The sequence below is a fragment of the Mesorhizobium sp. Arg314 genome (assembly GCF_053714275.1).
The window spans coordinates 105,770-122,345 of sequence record NZ_JBSKBP010000007.1; the positions used below are offsets into that span (position 1 = coordinate 105,770).

A 16,576-nucleotide genomic window follows, 5' to 3' on the forward strand; every position below is an offset into this window, starting at 1 on the left:
TTCAGGCCGCGTCGCCGAACGAGGACTGGATGATCTTTTCCTCCGTCAGCTCATCGCGCCGCAGATTGGCGACGATGCGACCGTTCTTGAAGACATAGACGTGATCGCAATTGTCGAGCTCTTCGGTCTCGGTGGTGTACCAGAGGAACGTGCGGCCCTTGGCGGCCTCCTCCCGCACCAGGTCGTAGACTTCGAGCTTGGTGCCGATATCGACACCGCGCATCGGGTCGTCCATCAGCACGATCTCGGCGTCGGAGCCGAACGCGCGGGCAAACAGCGCCTTCTGCTGGTTGCCGCCCGAAAGTGAATAAATGTTGTTGTTCATGTCGGGCGTACGGATGCCGATCTTCTGCTTCCAGAATTCGGCGAGCTCGGCCTCGCGCTGCGGCGAGATCAGCAGGCCGTTGCGCAGCCGGGCCAGCGAGCGGATGCCGATGTTCTGCGCGATCGACCATTGCGCGAAGATGCCGTCCGACTGGCGGTCGCCGGCGACCAGCGCCACCGGCGCGGTCACCTCGATGCCGGCCCTGGCGCGGGCGGCGGTCGAGAAGATTGCCAGCAGCAGGTCCGTCTGGCCATGGCCGGCCAGTCCGGCGAGGCCGATGATCTCGCCCGCGCGGGCGACAAGCTCCTTGCCGTCCTGCTGCCTGGCCGGGCGCGCCCGCACCCTGAGCGCGCCGGGCGAGGTCTTCCGGGCCTCGGCAGCGCCCTTGTGATGTCCTTCGGCGCCGCCCATGGCGGCGACCAGCCTGTCGCGGTCGAAGGCGCTTGCGGCATCGGCCGCGACCACCTTGCCGTCGCGCATCACCACGATGCGGTCGGCATTCTGCAGCACCTCGCCCAGCACATGCGAAATCAGGATGCAGCTGCCGCCCTTCTCGACGAAGCGGCGCACGAATGAAAGCAGCTGGCCCGCCGTATGCGCGTCGAGCGAAGAGGTCGGCTCGTCGAGGATGACCAGATGCAGCGGCTCGCTGGTCAGCGTAAAGGCGCGCGCCACCTCGACCATCTGCCGCCTTCCGATCGAGAGATCGCCGGCAATGTCATCCGCCGAAATGCCGTGGTCCGGAAAAATCTCGTCGAGCTTGGCGGCGATGAGATCGGCAGCCCTGCGCCGCCAGCCGAGACCGGTAAGCGTGCGATGGTTGATGCGCGTGTTCTCGGCGACGCTGAGATTGGGGCAGAGCGACAATTCCTGGAAGACGCAGCGTATGCCGAGCTCGAGCGCGCGCGCCACCGAATAACTCGCTTCCGCATTGCCGCGCACCGCGATCTGCCCGCCATCCGGCCGCAGCGTGCCGGCCACCATGTGCATCAGCGTCGACTTGCCGGCGCCGTTATGCCCGACCAGTCCGACGCACTCGCCGGCGCCGACATGGAAGTCGACGCCGTTAAGCGCCCGAACGGCGCCGAAATGTTTTTCGGCGCCGTCCAGTCTTACAATGTCTGCAATAGCCTGGAGCATCCTCAACTTTTATCCGGTTGGCGATGCGGCTGGCAACGTTGGCCGCTATTGCTTGATGTTGGCCTTGATGGCCGCGACGGCTTCTTCCTGCGTGTATTCGTGGGTGGCGACACCGCCCTCCTTGATCTTCGGCAACGCAGCCTCGAAATCGTCCTGAGTGAAGGCGAGATAGGGCACCAGGAGATCGTGCGGAATGTCCTTGCGGCCATCGAGCACCTGCTGCGCCACCCAGAAGGCGAGCGTCGACACGCCGGGCGCGATCGAGGCCGACCAGGTCTTGTAGCCGTCCTTCCCCTTCTGCTCCTTCCACCACTTCAGCTCGTCCTGGCGGTTGCCCATGATGATGGTCGGACGCGGCTTGCCGGCTGCGGCGAAGGCTTGCGCGGCGCCATAGCCGTCGCCGCCCTGGTCGACGATGCCGACGACGCCGGGGAGCGACGGCAGGATGGTCGCCACCGCCTTCTGCGCCGTGGTCTGATCCCAGTCGCCGGTCACCGAACCGACGATCTTGAATTCGGGATGGGCGGCGACGCCTTCGAGGATGCCGGCATGGATGGCATCGTCGATCGAGGTGCCGGCTAGGCCGCGGATTTCCAGCAGATTGCCGCCCTTGGGCTGGAACTTGGCCATCTGCTCGACTTCCTGCTTGCCCATGTCCTTGAAGTCGACAACGACGCGGTAGGCGCAAGGCTCGGTGACGATGCCGTCGAAGGAGACGACGGTGATGCCGGCGTCGCAAGCCTGCTTGATGGCGCCGTTCAGCGCATCGGGCGAAGCGGCGTTGATGACGATGGCGTCATAGCCCTGCAGGATCAGGTTCTGCACCTGGGCGGCCTGGGTCGGCACCTCCTTGTCGGCGGTCGTGAAGACGTCGGCGGCGCCGACAATCTTGTCGTCGACCGCCTTCTTGGTGACGATGCCGTAGCTGTCGAGCATCGCCTGGCGCCAGGAATTGCCGGCATAATTGTTGGAGAAGGCGATTTTCTTGCCGCTGGTGTCGGCAAGCGCGGTGCCCGAGGCGAGCATCGCCGCAAACGCACTCAATAAGAGCAGTTTCTTCATGTCGGTTCCTCCCGAGGTTGCTGGTCTTAACGGATGGTCGTCACGCGTATTCCCTGTTTTTTATCTATTGTCAGACAAATTCAGAGGAACGGCAAGCTGTCAACTGCAAACCATTGGTACTGCTCGATCAACTTGCAGTGCGACGATTGAAAAGCCTCCGGCTGATGGGCTAGGAACGCGGCAGGAGGCCAATTGATGGCAGTGACGTCGACCGTTGCCCAGGGCGCGCCGGGAATCCCGGCGCGATGGACGTCGAGCGCCAAGAGCGGCGTCGGCACCGCGCTTTCGGCAAAAAGCCCGCTCTGGTTCACCATCAGCCACGGCATTCTGAACGAAATCTACTATCCGCGCCTCGACAGTGCCTGCACGCGCGACCTGGGGCTCGTCGTGACCGGCCCCGGCGGCTATTTTTCCGAAGAGAAGCGCGATGCGGCCCATACCGCCGAACCTTTCGAGGACGGGGTCCCTGGCTACCGGCTGACCAACACTGCTTCCGACGGCGCTTACCGGATTGAAAAGCGCATCGTTGCGGATTCGAAACGACCTGTCCTGCTGCAGGAAACCAGTTTCATCGCCCTCGAGGGCCCGGCCGCCGACTATCGTGTCTATGCGCTGCTTGCACCGCATCTCGTGAATGCCGGGATGGGCAACACCGCCTGGATCGGTGAACACAAGGGGCAGCGTATTCTCTTCGCCAGCGGACGCGGCGTCTCGCTCGCACTTGCCTCCTCTCTGCCCTGGGGCGACTGCTCGGCCGGCTATGTCGGCTTTTCCGACGGCTGGCAGCAACTGCACGACAGCGGCGCGCTCGAGCCTTCCTGCCAGGTGGCCAAAGACGGCAATGTCGCGCTGACCGGCGAGATCGGTTTTTCGGCCGGCAAGACGGTTGCCCTGCTGGCGCTCGGCTTCGGCGCTTCGCCGGAAGAAGCGGCCGACCTCGCCTTGGCAAGCCTGAAGCAGGGTTTCGAGCCGGCCGCGAAAACCCATGTCGAAAACTGGCGGAAATTCCAGGCAGGGCTGGAAAAGCTCGACCGTCACGGCGCTTCCGGGCTGAACACCTACCGCGTCAGCACCGCGGTGCTGGCGACGCATCTATCGGTCGCCAGACCCGGCGCCGCCGTTGCCAGCCTGTCGATCCCCTGGGGCTTCGACAAGGGCGACGACGACCTCGGCGGCTATCACCTCGTCTGGCCGCGCGACCTGGTCGAGACGGCGGGCGGTTTTCTGGCTGCCGGCGACGGCAAACAGGCGCTGCAGATCCTCACCTATCTGCGCTCGATCCAGCAACCGGACGGCCATTGGCCGCAGAATGCCTGGTCCGACGGCACCGCCTATTGGCCTGGCATCCAGATGGACGAGTGCGCCTTTCCGCTGCTTTTGGCCGACGCCTTGCGCCGGGCCGGCCATTTGCCGCGCGCGAAACTCGCCGACTTCTCGGCCATGATCGAAAGCGCGGCCTCCTATGTGGTGCGCAACGGGCCGGTCACCGGCGAGGATCGCTGGGAAGAGGATGCCGGCTACAGCCCGTTCACGCTGGCCGTGGAGATCGCGGCGCTGCTTGCCGCGGCCGACATGCTCGATATCTTCGGCAAAAATGAGCCGGCAAACTATCTGCGCGAGACCGCCGATTGCTGGAACGACCAGATCGAGCGTTGGACCTATGTCACGGGCACCGGACTTTGTGCGAGCGAAGGCGTCGGGGGCTATTATGTCCGCATCGCGCCGCCCGACGATGCGGGTGCTGCTTCGCCCAAGGACGGCTTCGTGCCGATCAAGAACCGGCCGCCGGCCGACACGGACAAGCCGGCCGAGGCGATCATCAGTCCCGATGCGCTGGCGCTGGTCCGTTTTGGTCTCAGAGCCGCGGACGATCCGCGTATCGTCAATACCGTCAAAGCCATCGATGGGCTTTTGCGCAGCGACCTGCCGCAAGGCCCGCTCTGGTACCGCTATACCGGCGACGGCTATGGCGAGCATGAGGACGGCGCGCCTTTCGACGGCACCGGCCAGGGTCGGCCTTGGCCGCTGCTTGCCGGCGAGCGTGCCCATTACGAACTGGCCGCCGGCCGCAAGGACAAGGCGGCGCAACTGCTTGAAACCTTGGAACGCTCGGCGGGCGTGGGCGGCCTTCTGCCGGAGCAGGTCTGGGATCGCCCCGACCTGCCCGACCGCGAACTGCGCCTGGGCGCTCCTTCAGGCAGCGCCATGCCGCTGGTCTGGGCGCATGCCGAGCACATCAAGCTGTTGCGCTCGCTGCGCGACGGCGCTGTCTTCGACCTGCCGCCGCAGGGCATCGAGCGCTACATCAAGGGCAGGACCGTTGCGCCGTTCAGGACGTGGCGCTTCAACAACAAGATCCGCTCCATTCCCGCCGGCAAGGCGCTGCGCGTCGAGCTCTCGTCGCCGGGCGTCCTCCATTGGAGCAGCGACAAATGGCTGACGGTGCAGGATGGCAGGACTGTCGAAAATGCGTTCGGTGTCCATCTGGTGGATTTGCCCGTTAACCGCCTGCCGCCGGGAACCGCCATCGTCTTCACTTTTTTCTGGCCCGAAGCGATGCGTTGGGAGAATGTCGACTTCACCGTCGATATCGATGCCCAATCATGATCCCAAAAAGTGGCACCGGTTTTTTGGAAAGATCATGATCAGACAGGACCGGCAGTAGATTTTCCTCAAGCAATCGGGATGAAACCATGCAGATCGGAATGATGGGACTGGGCAGGATGGGCGCCAATATGGTGCGGCGCCTGATGCGCGACGGCCATGAATGCGTCGTCTACGACATCAATTCGGCAAGCGTCGCCGGCATGGTCAAGGACGGCGCCGTGGGCGCGGCCTCGCTGGAAGAGTTCGTCGGCAAGCTCGCCAAGCCGCGCTGTGCCTGGCTGATGCTGCCGGCCGCGATCACCGGCAAGATCGTCGACCAGGTGGCGGCGCTGATGGAGCCGGGCGACATCATCATCGACGGCGGCAATTCCTACTATCACGATGCCGTCGACCAGGCGGCGAAGCTGGCGGTGAAGGGCATCAACTTCGTCGATGTCGGCACCAGCGGCGGCGTCTGGGGCCTGGAGCGCGGCTACTGCCTCATGATCGGCGGCCCCGATGAGGCGGTGAAGCATCTCGATTCGGTCTTCGCCACGCTGGCGCCGGGCGCCGATGCCGGCGCCAATCCGCCCAGGGATGCCGGCACGGCACCTTTCGGCTATCTCCATTGCGGGCCGAGCGGCGCCGGCCATTTCGTCAAGATGGTGCATAACGGCATCGAATATGGCGTCATGGCCGCCTATGCCGAAGGCATGAACATCCTGAAGTCCGCCAATGCCGGCAAACGCGATCGGACGGCGGACGCGGAAACCAGCCCGCTCGAAAATCCGCAGTATTATCAGTTCGACGTCGACCTGCCCGCAGTCGCCGAAGTCTGGCGGCATGGCAGCGTCATCGGCTCCTGGCTGCTCGACCTCACCGCAGGCGCGCTGAAGAGCGATCCGGCGCTCGCCCAGTTCGGCGGCCGCGTTTCGGATTCCGGCGAAGGCCGCTGGACGCTGAAGGCGGCGATCGACACCGGCGTCCCGGCGCCGGTGCTGTCCTCGGCGCTGTTCGACCGCTTCTCCTCGCAGGGCGAATCGCAATTTGCCGACAAGCTCTTGTCCGCCATGCGCTATGCCTTCGGCGGCCATCTCGAAAAGCCCAAGACCGGCGCGTGAGGGGAGAGACGGCATGAGCCAGGACAGGTCCGACACTCTGGTGCTCTTCGGAGCGACCGGCGACCTTGCGCATAAGAAGATATTCCCGGCGCTCTACCAGATGGTCGCCAAGGGGACGCTGACCGAGCCGGTGATCGGCGTCGCCTTCGACCCTTGGGACCTGCCCAAATTAGTGGATCGCGCCCGCGACGGCATCGTCACGGCGCTGGGCAGCATCGACGACACGGTCTTTGCCAAGCTGGCCTCGCTGCTGCGCTATGTCAGCGGCGACTACCGTGATGGCGCGACCTTCGAGAAGCTGAAGACTGCGCTGGGCCCGGCACAACACCCGCTGCACTACATGGCCGTGCCGCCAACAATGTTCGAGACGGTCGTCCAGGGCCTGGAGCAGTCCGGCACCGCGCGCGGCGCGCGGCTGATGGTGGAAAAGCCCTTCGGCCACGACCTGCAGTCGGCGCGCTGGCTGAACCGGGTATTGCATCTGGTGTTCGACGAGCAGTCGATCTTCCGCATCGACCACTATCTCGGCAAGGAAGCGATCCAGAACCTCCTCTATTTCCGCTTCGCCAACTCCTTCCTCGAGCCGATCTGGAACCGCAACTTCGTCGAGAGCGTGCAGATCACCATGGCCGAGGATTTCGGCATCGAGGGCCGCGGCCGCTTCTACGACGATGTCGGCTGCATCCGTGACGTGATCGAGAACCATCTGCTCAACATCCTGCTGCTGCTGGCCATGGAGCCGCCGGTCGGCCGCTCGGCCGACGACCTGATCGACGAGAAGGTCCAAGTGCTGCGCGCGATCCGCACGCTGACCAAGGACGATGTCGTGCGCGGCCAGTTCGATGGCTATCTCGCCGAGCCGGGTGTCCGACCGAACTCGCCGGTCGAGACCTTCGCCGCGGTACGCTTTTTCGTCGACACCTGGCGCTGGCGGGACGTGCCCTTCTTCATCCGCGCCGGCAAGAACATGCCGGTGCACGCCACCGAGGTGATCGTGCGGATGAAGCGGCCGCCGCTCGACGTCTTCGATCCGATCAAGCCTGGCGACGCCAATTATGTGCGCTTCCGCATCGATCCGCAGGTAGCGATCTCGATCGGCGCGCAGCGCAAGAGAGCCGGCGACGACATGGTCGGCGAGCAGGTGGAGCTCACCGCGCTCGACGATTCAAAGGATGACATGCCGCCCTATGAGCGGCTGATCGGCGACGCCATGAACGGCAACGGCCAGCTCTTCACGCGTCAGGACGCGGCCGAGCTTGCCTGGCGCATCGTCGGCCCGGTGCTTGGAGACCCCACGGCGCCGGCAATCTATGCGCCCAAGACCTGGGGGCCGGCCGACGCCATGAATGGCTTCGGTCCGCCCGACGGCTGGATCAATCCGACGAAGTAGCCTCGGGAGGGCAAAATGGCGAAGGCAGCAAAAAAGGCCGCGGCGAGCAGCAATCCGATCGTGCTCACCATCGATGTCGGCGGCTCGCATGTGAAGATCCTCACCAGCGCCGGCGGCGAGATGCGCCGTACCGCGTCCGGGCCGAACCTGACCCCAGACCAGGTCGTCGCTTCGGTGAAGAAGCTTGCCGAAGACCTGGAATACGACGTTATCTCGATGGGCTATCCCGGCCCCGTGGAGGACAACAAGCCCTCGCTCGATCCCTTCAATCTCGGCAAGGGCTGGAACGGCTATGATTTCACCGCCGCCTTCGGCAAGCCGGTGAAGCTCGTCAACGACGCGCTGATGCAGGCGATCGGCAGCTATGATGGCGGCCGCATGCTCTTCCTCGGCCTCGGCACGGGCCTGGGTGCTGCCATGATCATCAAGAATGTCGGCCAGCCGATGGAGCTTGCCCACCTTCCCTACAAAAAGGGGGCGAGTTTCGAGGATTATGTCGGCGAGCGCGGCCTGATAAAGCGCGGGAAGAAAAAGTGGCGCAGATACGTTTTCGACGTGGTCGACAGGCTTCGCGCCGCCTTGCAGCCGGACTATGTCGTGATTGGCGGCGGCAATGTCGACAAGCTCGATGAATTACCCGAAAAATCCCGGCGTGGAGATAACACTCGCGCTTTCGCGGGCGGATTTCGACTTTGGCGCGACAAGGCACTGGTCGTCTGATATTGTTACATTTCAGTATAGGTGTTCAAAATAGCGTGTAATGACGCGGCAGATCATTGCGCCGCGCAGATTTGCCGACTAGGAATTCGCCGGCCTGCGGCCCCTGCGGCTTTCCGGATTCGCAAGCAACGCTCGCAGCGCTCTAACATTACACATCGCGAAAACCGGATCGTTTTCGCGACCTTGCGGCAGAAATGGAGGGATTACGTGGACGAGGACACCAGCACAGCCAAGGAAGTCGACCTGCTTGAGATCACCGCTCACATCGTATCGGCTTATGTCGCGAAAAACCGCCTGCCTGCTTCGGGCCTGGGTGAGCTGATCGCCAGCGTCGCCTCATCGATCGGCGAGATCAGCGAGCCGGCGGAGCCCGCGGCGCCCCCGCCGACCCCCGCCGTCAATCCCAAGCGCTCCGTGACGCCGGACTACATCATCTGTCTCGAGGACGGGAAGAAGTTCAAATCGCTGAAGCGCCATATCGGCGTGCATTTCGGCCTGACCCCGGAGGCTTACCGGACCAAATGGGGCTTGCCGGTCGACTACCCGATGGTCGCCCCGAACTATGCGGCGTCGCGCTCGCAGCTCGCCAAGTCGATCGGGCTTGGCCGCAAGGCCGAACCGGTGCCGGTGAAGCCCGCCAGGGGCAGGAAGGCCAAGGCGACGGCCTGAAATAGCGCGCCTGCAACAATGATTTGAGGAAGCCTGCCGAGGAACCCGCCTTGGCAGGCTTCCTGCTTTTATGGCTTGGATATGGCCACCAGAGCAATTCCAGGAAAAGTGTAAGGCGGTTAGGCTCGGCGACTTCGTCGTAGCCTTCCGTCCGGAATTTGCCTAAAAAACAAAGAGATGGAGGGGTTCGCCGTTTCCGCGAAACGGTGAGACGCTCTAACCAGCGCAGAATTTTCGATTTTCCTTTAATCCAGCGCGGATTTTTTGCGCGCATGGCGAAGTTAACTGGGCTAAAGGGTTGCGGCCGGACCAGCGCCCACCGTGGAAGTGCCCCGCCGGCCGTTGTCACAACGGGGCCCTTGTATCATGACCGTCGAAGCAACTTCACCTGACCAGCGTTACGCCGCCTTCCGGCACCGCCCGTTCCTCAGCTACTGGACGGCGCGCTTCCTCACCACTTTTGCCACCATGATCGTGTCGGTCGCCGTCGGCTGGCAGGTCTATGACCTGACCCGCGATCCGTTCGACCTCGGCATTGTCGGCATCGTCCAGTTCCTGCCGTCGCTGCTTCTGGTGCTGGTCACTGGCGTCGTTGCCGACCGCTTCGGTCGCCGGCTGATCATGACCTTGTCGACACTGATCGAGGCCGGTTGCGCGTTGGGTCTGCTCTTTCTGACGCTGCGCGGGCTCACCAGCCCGCTGCCGATCTTCGCCGTGCTCGTCATGTTCGGCATTGCTCGCGCGTTCTATGGGCCGGCTTCGTCCTCGCTGTTCGCCAATCTGGTGCCGCAGGAGGATTTCGCCAACGCGATCGCCTGGAACTCGTCGGCCTGGCAGACGGCGACCATCGTCGGCCCGGTTGCCGGCGGCCTGCTCTACGGCGTTTCGGCGGAAGTGGCTTACGCCACCGCCGCCTTCCTGATGCTCGCCGCCGCCTTGCTCATCTTCACCATTCCGAAGCCCGCCCAGCAGACGGCCACCGACAAGCCGACGATGCAGACGCTGTTTGCCGGCTTCCGCTATATCTGGGGCGAGAAGACCGTGCTTGGCGCGATCTCCCTCGACCTGTTCGCCGTGCTTCTTTCCGGGGCCTCGGCGCTGCTGCCAGTCTACGCACGCGACATACTGGAGCTCGGCCCCTGGGGTCTCGGCCTGCTGCGCGCGGCGCCCGGCATCGGCGCCATTTGCGTCGCCGTCTGGCTTGCCGGCCACCCGATCCGCAACCATGCCGGCAAGATCATGCTGGGCTTCGTCGCTTTGTTCGGCGCCTTCACGGTGCTGTTCGGCGTCTCGACCATCACCTGGCTGTCGATCGCAGCGCTTGCCTTGCTCGGCGCCACCGACATGTTCAGCGTCTACATCCGCGAGACGCTGATCCAGCTCTGGACGCCGGACGAGGTGCGCGGCCGCGTCAATGCCGTCAACCAGGTGTTCGTCGGCGCCTCCAACGAGGTCGGCGAATTCCGCGCCGGCACCATGGCGGCGCTGATCGGCACGGTTCCGGCGGTTGTGATCGGCGGCATCGGCGCCGTCGCCGTTGCAGGATTGTGGGCCTATCTGTTCCCGGCGCTTCGGCAGGTCCGGCATCTGAACAGCCGGAACTGATTGAGCGGCAGATTTAAGCCGCGGAATCGGGCGCTCGGCCAATCAGGCTGCACCGTCGATGAGCGAGATAGGTCGCGAGCAGATTTACTCCGAAAAGCTCACGCTAACGCCGCGCTGCCGAAAATAGGCCTGCATCAACTTGCGGCCGGAGCGGTTGTTCTGCACCAATCTGGTCGGATCGAACACCGCCTGCTTTTTCCCCTCTCGTGCCAGCACCGCCTTGAGTGTCACGATATGCGCATCGATGTCGGCATTGTCCGCTCGGAGTGAGGCATAGATATTTTCGGTCGCCTCGGCCACGGTCAGTTCGCTCACAGCTGTCGTCCTTTGATTGATCGGGCGGCGGCTTAGCACAGATTCGCGGCTCCGCCGAGACCGACGATAGCGGACGTCCCGGACTTACACCTTTGCGGCGTTCTGTGCAGCCTCGAATACATCGCGTGCGGACGTCGTACCCGCCACGTGCTCCGTACCCTAGACTCCGAGGTCCATTCCTCCGGCGTTGACTGCCTTGTACATCGCTTCGGCGGGGCCAGACTGGCCTTTCGGAATGCCGAACTGTTCGAACGCCGCCGGCCACTCGGCCGTCGGGACGGCAAAGGCTTTGACGTCGAGCTTCATGACATCACCCAATTGTTCAGCGACTTCATCCGCGCTCACCATCGAACCGAGTTCGATGACCCGATGCCCCGACCACGCCGGCCCGCCCAGAAGCGTTGCGACCTCGGCGCCGATGTCGTCGGCCGCGACCATGGTCGATTTCCGATCTGTTGGGTTGTAGAAGACCGGCAACGCGCCGCCCTGGGCGACGAGCAAGCCATAAAGGAAGTTTTCGAAAAACCCGCCGGCTCGCACATATGCGATCGGCAATTTCAGGTCGCCAAAGCCCTGCTCCAGAAGCGACAGGGCCGTGATCAGCCCCATCCCGCTGGTTCTGTTTGCGCCCATCGACGAAAGCGCGACGACCCGCGGCGCCGGCGCTTTGGTGAGCGCCTCGACATAGTTCGCGATGACTGCCTTGGCTTCCTTGAAATCCGGCGTGGGGGCCCAGATGGGAGGCAACATGACAAACGCGCCGTCGACGCCTTCGAGCGCCCGCTCGATCGCTTCCGCATTGTTCCAGTCGCCGTCGACCAGTTCGACGCCCTGGTCTGTCCAGCTAGCCGCCTTCGCGCGGTCGCGGACGAGCGCGCGCACTTTCTTGCCTTGCGCCAGCAAATGCCTTGCCGTCGCGCCGCCAACTTTTCCCGTAATTCCCATTACTAAAAACATGCGTTTTCTCCTGATCTTGAGGTACAGAACCCTGCTCTGCGGGTTCAAAGGATGAGCGGCAGAAGGGCCCGGATACGGGGATCGCGCAGATAGAGGCCACCCCATGTCATCGCGCCCAGAAGCAGGGAAATGACTTCCGGCGGCGACCCCAACTCACCAATGCGGACATGGGCGCAGATGGCACCTCCCAGAAAGCCCGTCACGAGGATTGCGCCGAGGACGGCGGTGGCCGGGATGGCGTAAAGGATGGCGCAGGCGAGTATGATCGGACCCACGATGCGGGTCAGGTCCATCGCGAACCCGGTTTCCTGCAACAAGCTCGCGATCTGTGCCGGCGCGAAAAGCTGAATAGTGCCGTCTGCCGCCAGAGCGATCACGACAAACGCGCTGATTACCCGGCCGGCCCACAGGGCACCTGATGAAGGTTCATAGTTTCGGACACCTGTCATTCTCCGATAGGGGATCTTCATATTCGGAGCTTACTGTGTCTCCTAGGCGTGATAAATACCGAGGAAGAGAACTTACTGTTCTCTCTTTGGGGAACAATACGAGGCATGAAAATGCAAAATCTCGAACCCATCCTCATATTCATAACGGTAGCGGAAATGGGGAGCTTCACTCGCGCAGCCGACAGCCTGGGCATTCAAAAGGGAAGGGCCTCAACGGCGGTCCGGAAGCTGGAAGAAGGTATCGGTGTCAGGCTCCTGCACCGGACGACGCGCAGCGTGCAGTTGACAGAAGACGGACGCGCATTTCATGCCCGTGCCCGCGATCTGCTTGCCGAAGTCGATGACCTACACTCGATGTTCGCAAGCGATAGCGTCGCACTTCGCGGGCGTTTACGGGTCGATCTTCCGACCGAGGTGGCCCGCACAACGATCGTGCCGGCCTTGCCGGATTTCATGGCGACTCACCCCGAATTGGAGTTGGAGGTGTCGAGTACGGATCGGCAAGTTGATCTGGTTCAAGAGGGATTTGACTGTGTCTTGCGGCTTGGACCCATAAGGGACGAGACGCTGATTGCCCGCCCACTGGGCCTGTTGCGCATGGTCAATGCTGCCAGTCCCGCCTATCTGGCGCGCTACGGCGTCCCTCGATCGCTAGAAGATCTCCAGCGTCAGGAACATCGGGCAATTCATTTTTCGACGGTGCTGGGCGCAAGACCCTTGGGATGGGAATATCCGGACGGCGATAGCTACGCGACGCTTCAGTTGCCAGGTGCGCTACACGTTAACAGCGCGCAGACCTACGACGCCGCTGCCCTCGCCGGCCTTGGCCTGATTCAGGCGCCACTCTTGGGGATTGGCCAATACTTAGAGAGCGGAGCGCTTGTGGAGGTCATACCCGATTTTCGTCGACGGGCGATCGCCGTGTCCCTCGTCGTAGCGCATCGGAGCAATCTGTCGCGCCGAGTCCGCGCATTCATGAAATGGATCGAGGATGTGTTGAGGCCGTATCTGGAATAGCGAGACGCATATCTTCGTCCGGCCCTCGAAATCAACATTCTGAAGTTATGCCTGCCGGTCGGCGGTCCGGCGGTCCAACAGAATGCGACATTGAAACCGGCGACCTTTGAAGTCTGACACGAGATATCCTGAAACTTTTCCGCCTTCTGTCTCCTTAACGCCGTGCCAATGCAACAGAACCATTCCGTACCGGCTTCGGAGATATCCGGCTACTCACAACCTTATCCGAGCCGCAAACGGACAATCGGAACGAATGGCCGCTTTCGGGACAGCTAACTTTGCCCGGGAGCGGCAAGTTTGCGGCGCAAAGTTAGCTGTCCACGCCTCGGCAGGCATAAGTTATCTTTGGGTCAAGCTCGGCCGCTCAAAACAACCGGCCTTCGCCCTACCCCACCGCTGGCCTGCCAAAAATCAGGCCCAGAAATTCGCTCAGCCAGCGCTTGAGGTGCATGTCCCAGATCAGCCGGCCGCCGAGATGGTCGCGGCCGGGTTGCGCGCCGGGTAGCTCGAAACGATGGGCGCCGCGCACCACCCAGCGCTGCATCATCGCCCGGGTCAACTCGCCATGGAACTGAATACCCCAGGCATTGTCGCCATAGCGGAAAGCCTGGTTGGGATAGGTTTCCGCCGTCGCCAGCAGCGTCGCTTCCTTCGGCAGCGAAAAGCCCTCGCGGTGGAACTGATAGACCATCTCCGGCCAGTGCAGCAGCTTTTTGCCGGCATCGGTTGCCTTCAGCGGATACCAGCCGATCTCAACCAGCCCGTCGCCATGGCCCTCGACCTTGCCGCCGAGATGGTTGGCCAGCATCTGGGCGCCGAGGCAGATGCCGAGGAACGGCCTGTTCTCTTTCAGCGGGATTTCCAGCCAATCGGTTTCGCGACGGACGAATTCGTCCTCGTCATTGGCGCTCATCGGCCCGCCGAACACCACCGCGCCGGCATGATCGTCCAGCGTGCAGGGCAACTCCTCGCCCAATGGCGGCCGGCGGATGTCGAGATCGAAACCTTCTTCCAGAAGCATATGGCCGACGCGGCCGGGGCTCGAAGTCTCCTGATGCAGCACGATCAGGATTTTTGGTCTCGGCCTCGGTCTGGATGGCATGAAGGCGAAGGGTCCTGTTATTCGTCGCTGGATTTGCCCCGCGCGCCGGGCACCTCGGCCGCCGCCTTGCGGCGCGCCTCGATGCGGTCACCACGCTCGACGCCGATCAGTTCGGCGACCCGCCATACCGTGTTGTCCTCGAGCTCGTCCAGCTCGCCATCGGCATAGACGATTTCCCACATCAGGCCGATGAAGGCCTTGCGCGCCTCGGCGTCGAGGTCGCGCTTGAGCACGCTGGTGAAGGCGTAGAGGTCGATCGCCTCATTGTCGGCACGCTCGCCGGCCGCGGCCAGCGCGTCGAGCTCCTCGCCGCTCACCGAATAGGTCTCGGCCAAGATTTGCTTGAACCGCTCCCATTCGACATCCTGGCGCACGCCGTCGGCGTTCATCACATGGTAGAGCAGCGCGGACGCCGCGACGCGCGGATCGTCGGAGCTCGGCCTGGTCTCGCCGGCAGCCGGCAGATCCCTCAGGAAGGACAATACGCGCTCGAACATCGATGTTTTTTCCCTGCCCGCCAAAACCCGGCCCCAGAATACAGCTTTAGAACAAACGAAACCGGCGCGGCGATTTTTCCGCCTCGTCTTCCGGCGCGACACCCGGATCGTCCGGCAAGGGCGGCAACTCCGATCCCTGCCCGACTGTTTCCGTCTCGCCGGCCGGTTCGGCAACCGCCATGTCCTTTTCGCCGCCATTCGAGGTCGCCAGCGCCGGCTTCTCGGCGGGTGCATCGGCAACGATGTCGATCGCCTTTTCGGCAATCGGTTCGACCGGCGGCGCCGCGATCGCCGGCACCGGCCCATCGGCGTCGCTGTCAATCAGCTGGCCAAGCCGCTCCATCGGCGCGCGCCAGGTGAAGGCGTCGAGCTTGCCGGTGATCGGCGACACCGGCGCCCAGCGCTCGGAGATGACGCCGTCCGCCACCCAGGCCGGATCGCGCGGCGCGCGCACCGCCTTCGACAGCAGCTGCCGCACCTTGCCCTGGTCGCCGGTTTGGGCCTCCTCGATATCGGCGAGCAGAAGGTAGGCGCCCTCGCGGCGATCCATGCGGATCGCGGCCTCCGCTTCGCGCCGGGCGGTGGCGAAATCCTGCGCATCGAGCGCCGCGCGTGCCACGGCCATGGAAGACTCGGCGTGGTTCTTCTTCCATTCCTGCAGCTTCTTCGCCCGGTTGAGGCGGTCGAGCACGGCGTCGCCCGACCTGGCATGCGTGTAGAGCTCGGCGAGGTCCGGATGCGGCTCGGCCTTCCAGGCGGTCTCAAGGATCTTGGAGCCCTTGCGCACGTCGTTTTGCCGGAAAACCATATCGGCGGCGATGACCGCCGCCGGCGCGAAATCGGGCGCCAGCTTGTTGGCTTCGAGCGCCGCTGTGCGGGCCGCGTTCGGATCGCTGTCGACCAGCGCCTGCGCCTTGGCGGTGAGCAGCACGGCACGGCGGCGGTTGGCGACATCGCGCTCGATCTGCCTTGTCGATTTCTGCGCCTCGACCAGCTTCAGCGCGCCGTCCCAGTCGCCGCGTTCGGTCAATTCCTCGAGCGTCGATTCCGCTGCCCAGGCGAGCTGCGGCGCAACCGCCGCGGCGCGGCCCGCATAGTGTCGCGCGGCATTGCGGTCGCCGAGGCGCTCGGCCTCCAGATAGAGCCCGCGCAGGCCGAGCAGCCGCATCTCGGGATCGTCGAGCATGCGCTCGAATTTCTCGCGTGCGCCTTCATGGTCGCCTTCGAGCAGCGAGGCCTGCGCGTCGAGCAGGTTGATCAACGGCTCCTGGTCGGAGCTGATCAGCTTGGCGGCTTCCTTGGTCTTCTTGCGCGCCAGCGCGCCGTCGCCGGCGCCGGCGGCGATCATGCCGGTCGACAGCGCCTGGTAGCCGCGGTCGCGGCGGCGCACCCGGAAATAGCGCGAGATCGTGTACGGGCTGTTCCACAGCGACTTGATCATCCACCAGACGATCATTACCGCCGCGACCACGGCGACGATCGCCACCGCCGCCACCATCAGCGTGACCTGGTACTGATAGCCGTTGAAGGTGACGAGCATCTCGCCGGGGCGATCGGCCAGCCATGCGAAGCCCAGCCCGAGCGCGAAGACGACGGCGAGGAAGGCGAGGATGCGGATCAT

Annotated in this window: 15 protein-coding genes; 7 read left to right on the forward strand and 8 right to left on the reverse strand. The window is 63.7% G+C overall.

The genetic code is table 11. The features are described 5' to 3' along the window. Position 1: 1 nt before the first annotated feature. Positions 2-1,465 carry a sugar ABC transporter ATP-binding protein gene (locus ACWGS9_RS09770; protein ID WP_454505048.1) on the reverse strand — a complete coding sequence of 488 codons (1,464 nt, stop codon included), beginning with the start codon at positions 1,463-1,465 and terminating at the stop codon, positions 2-4. Between the two features lie 45 nt (positions 1,466-1,510). Further along, a complete protein-coding gene (locus ACWGS9_RS09775) occupies positions 1,511-2,527 on the reverse strand; it encodes an ABC transporter substrate-binding protein (protein ID WP_454505049.1) in 1,017 nt (338 codons plus the stop codon). A gap of 195 nt (positions 2,528-2,722) precedes the next feature. Between ACWGS9_RS09775 and ACWGS9_RS09780 the strand changes: the two genes are divergently transcribed. The 6 genes from ACWGS9_RS09780 to ACWGS9_RS09805 all read left to right on the forward strand — a co-directional run bounded on the left by ACWGS9_RS09780 (position 2,723) and on the right by ACWGS9_RS09805 (position 10,618). After that, positions 2,723-5,134, forward strand: a complete 2,412-nt coding sequence (locus ACWGS9_RS09780; protein ID WP_454505050.1) for a glucan 1,4-alpha-glucosidase — start codon at positions 2,723-2,725, stop codon at positions 5,132-5,134. Positions 5,135-5,220: 86 nt separating this feature from the next. Continuing rightward, a complete protein-coding gene (gene gnd / locus ACWGS9_RS09785) occupies positions 5,221-6,234 on the forward strand; it encodes a phosphogluconate dehydrogenase (NAD(+)-dependent, decarboxylating) (protein WP_454505051.1) in 1,014 nt (337 codons plus the stop codon). A gap of 13 nt (positions 6,235-6,247) precedes the next feature. Next, a complete protein-coding gene (gene zwf / locus ACWGS9_RS09790) occupies positions 6,248-7,624 on the forward strand; it encodes a glucose-6-phosphate dehydrogenase (protein ID WP_454505052.1) in 1,377 nt (458 codons plus the stop codon). 15 nt (positions 7,625-7,639) lie between these two features. Continuing rightward, positions 7,640-8,344, forward strand: coding sequence for an ROK family protein (locus ACWGS9_RS09795; protein WP_454505053.1), 705 nt, complete (start codon positions 7,640-7,642; stop codon positions 8,342-8,344). 207 nt (positions 8,345-8,551) lie between these two features. Continuing rightward, positions 8,552-9,013 carry a Ros/MucR family transcriptional regulator gene (locus ACWGS9_RS09800; RefSeq protein ID WP_454505054.1) on the forward strand — a complete coding sequence of 154 codons (462 nt, stop codon included), beginning with the start codon at positions 8,552-8,554 and terminating at the stop codon, positions 9,011-9,013. A 366-nt stretch (positions 9,014-9,379) separates the two neighbouring features. After that, a complete protein-coding gene (locus ACWGS9_RS09805; protein WP_454505055.1) occupies positions 9,380-10,618 on the forward strand; it encodes an MFS transporter in 1,239 nt (412 codons plus the stop codon). Between the two features lie 84 nt (positions 10,619-10,702). Here ACWGS9_RS09805 and ACWGS9_RS09810 read toward each other — a convergent pair whose 3' ends face one another. From ACWGS9_RS09810 to ACWGS9_RS09820, 3 genes are all read right to left on the reverse strand, one after another. Next, entirely contained in the window at positions 10,703-10,933 is a 231-nt protein-coding gene (locus ACWGS9_RS09810; RefSeq protein WP_454505056.1) for a hypothetical protein, read from the reverse strand. A 159-nt stretch (positions 10,934-11,092) separates the two neighbouring features. After that, positions 11,093-11,938 carry an NmrA family NAD(P)-binding protein gene (locus tag ACWGS9_RS09815; RefSeq protein WP_454505057.1) on the reverse strand — a complete coding sequence of 282 codons (846 nt, stop codon included), beginning with the start codon at positions 11,936-11,938 and terminating at the stop codon, positions 11,093-11,095. Continuing rightward, a complete protein-coding gene (locus ACWGS9_RS09820; RefSeq protein WP_454505058.1) occupies positions 11,935-12,360 on the reverse strand; it encodes a DoxX family protein in 426 nt (141 codons plus the stop codon). Before ACWGS9_RS09820 ends, ACWGS9_RS09815 begins: the two co-directional genes overlap by 4 nt. Before the next feature lie 90 nt (positions 12,361-12,450). On the opposite strand from ACWGS9_RS09820, the gene ACWGS9_RS09825 reads away from it, so the two are divergent. After that, positions 12,451-13,356 (forward strand): LysR family transcriptional regulator, encoded by a 906-nt coding sequence (locus ACWGS9_RS09825; protein ID WP_454505059.1) that lies wholly within the window; start codon positions 12,451-12,453, stop codon positions 13,354-13,356. Positions 13,357-13,741: 385 nt separating this feature from the next. On the opposite strand, the gene ACWGS9_RS09830 is transcribed toward ACWGS9_RS09825, so the two are convergent. Genes ACWGS9_RS09830 through ACWGS9_RS09840 form a run of 3 tightly spaced genes read right to left on the reverse strand, consistent with a single transcriptional unit; the run spans position 13,742 to position 16,576 of the window. Continuing rightward, the gene (locus ACWGS9_RS09830) at positions 13,742-14,458 is read right to left on the reverse strand and encodes a glutamine amidotransferase (protein WP_454505060.1); all 717 of its coding nucleotides are present in this window, start codon (positions 14,456-14,458) and stop codon (positions 13,742-13,744) included. Positions 14,459-14,475: 17 nt separating this feature from the next. Then, entirely contained in the window at positions 14,476-14,955 is a 480-nt protein-coding gene (locus ACWGS9_RS09835) for a tellurite resistance TerB family protein (protein ID WP_454505061.1), read from the reverse strand. A gap of 46 nt (positions 14,956-15,001) precedes the next feature. After that, positions 15,002-16,576, reverse strand: coding sequence for a heme biosynthesis protein HemY (locus ACWGS9_RS09840; RefSeq protein ID WP_454505062.1), 1,575 nt, complete (start codon positions 16,574-16,576; stop codon positions 15,002-15,004).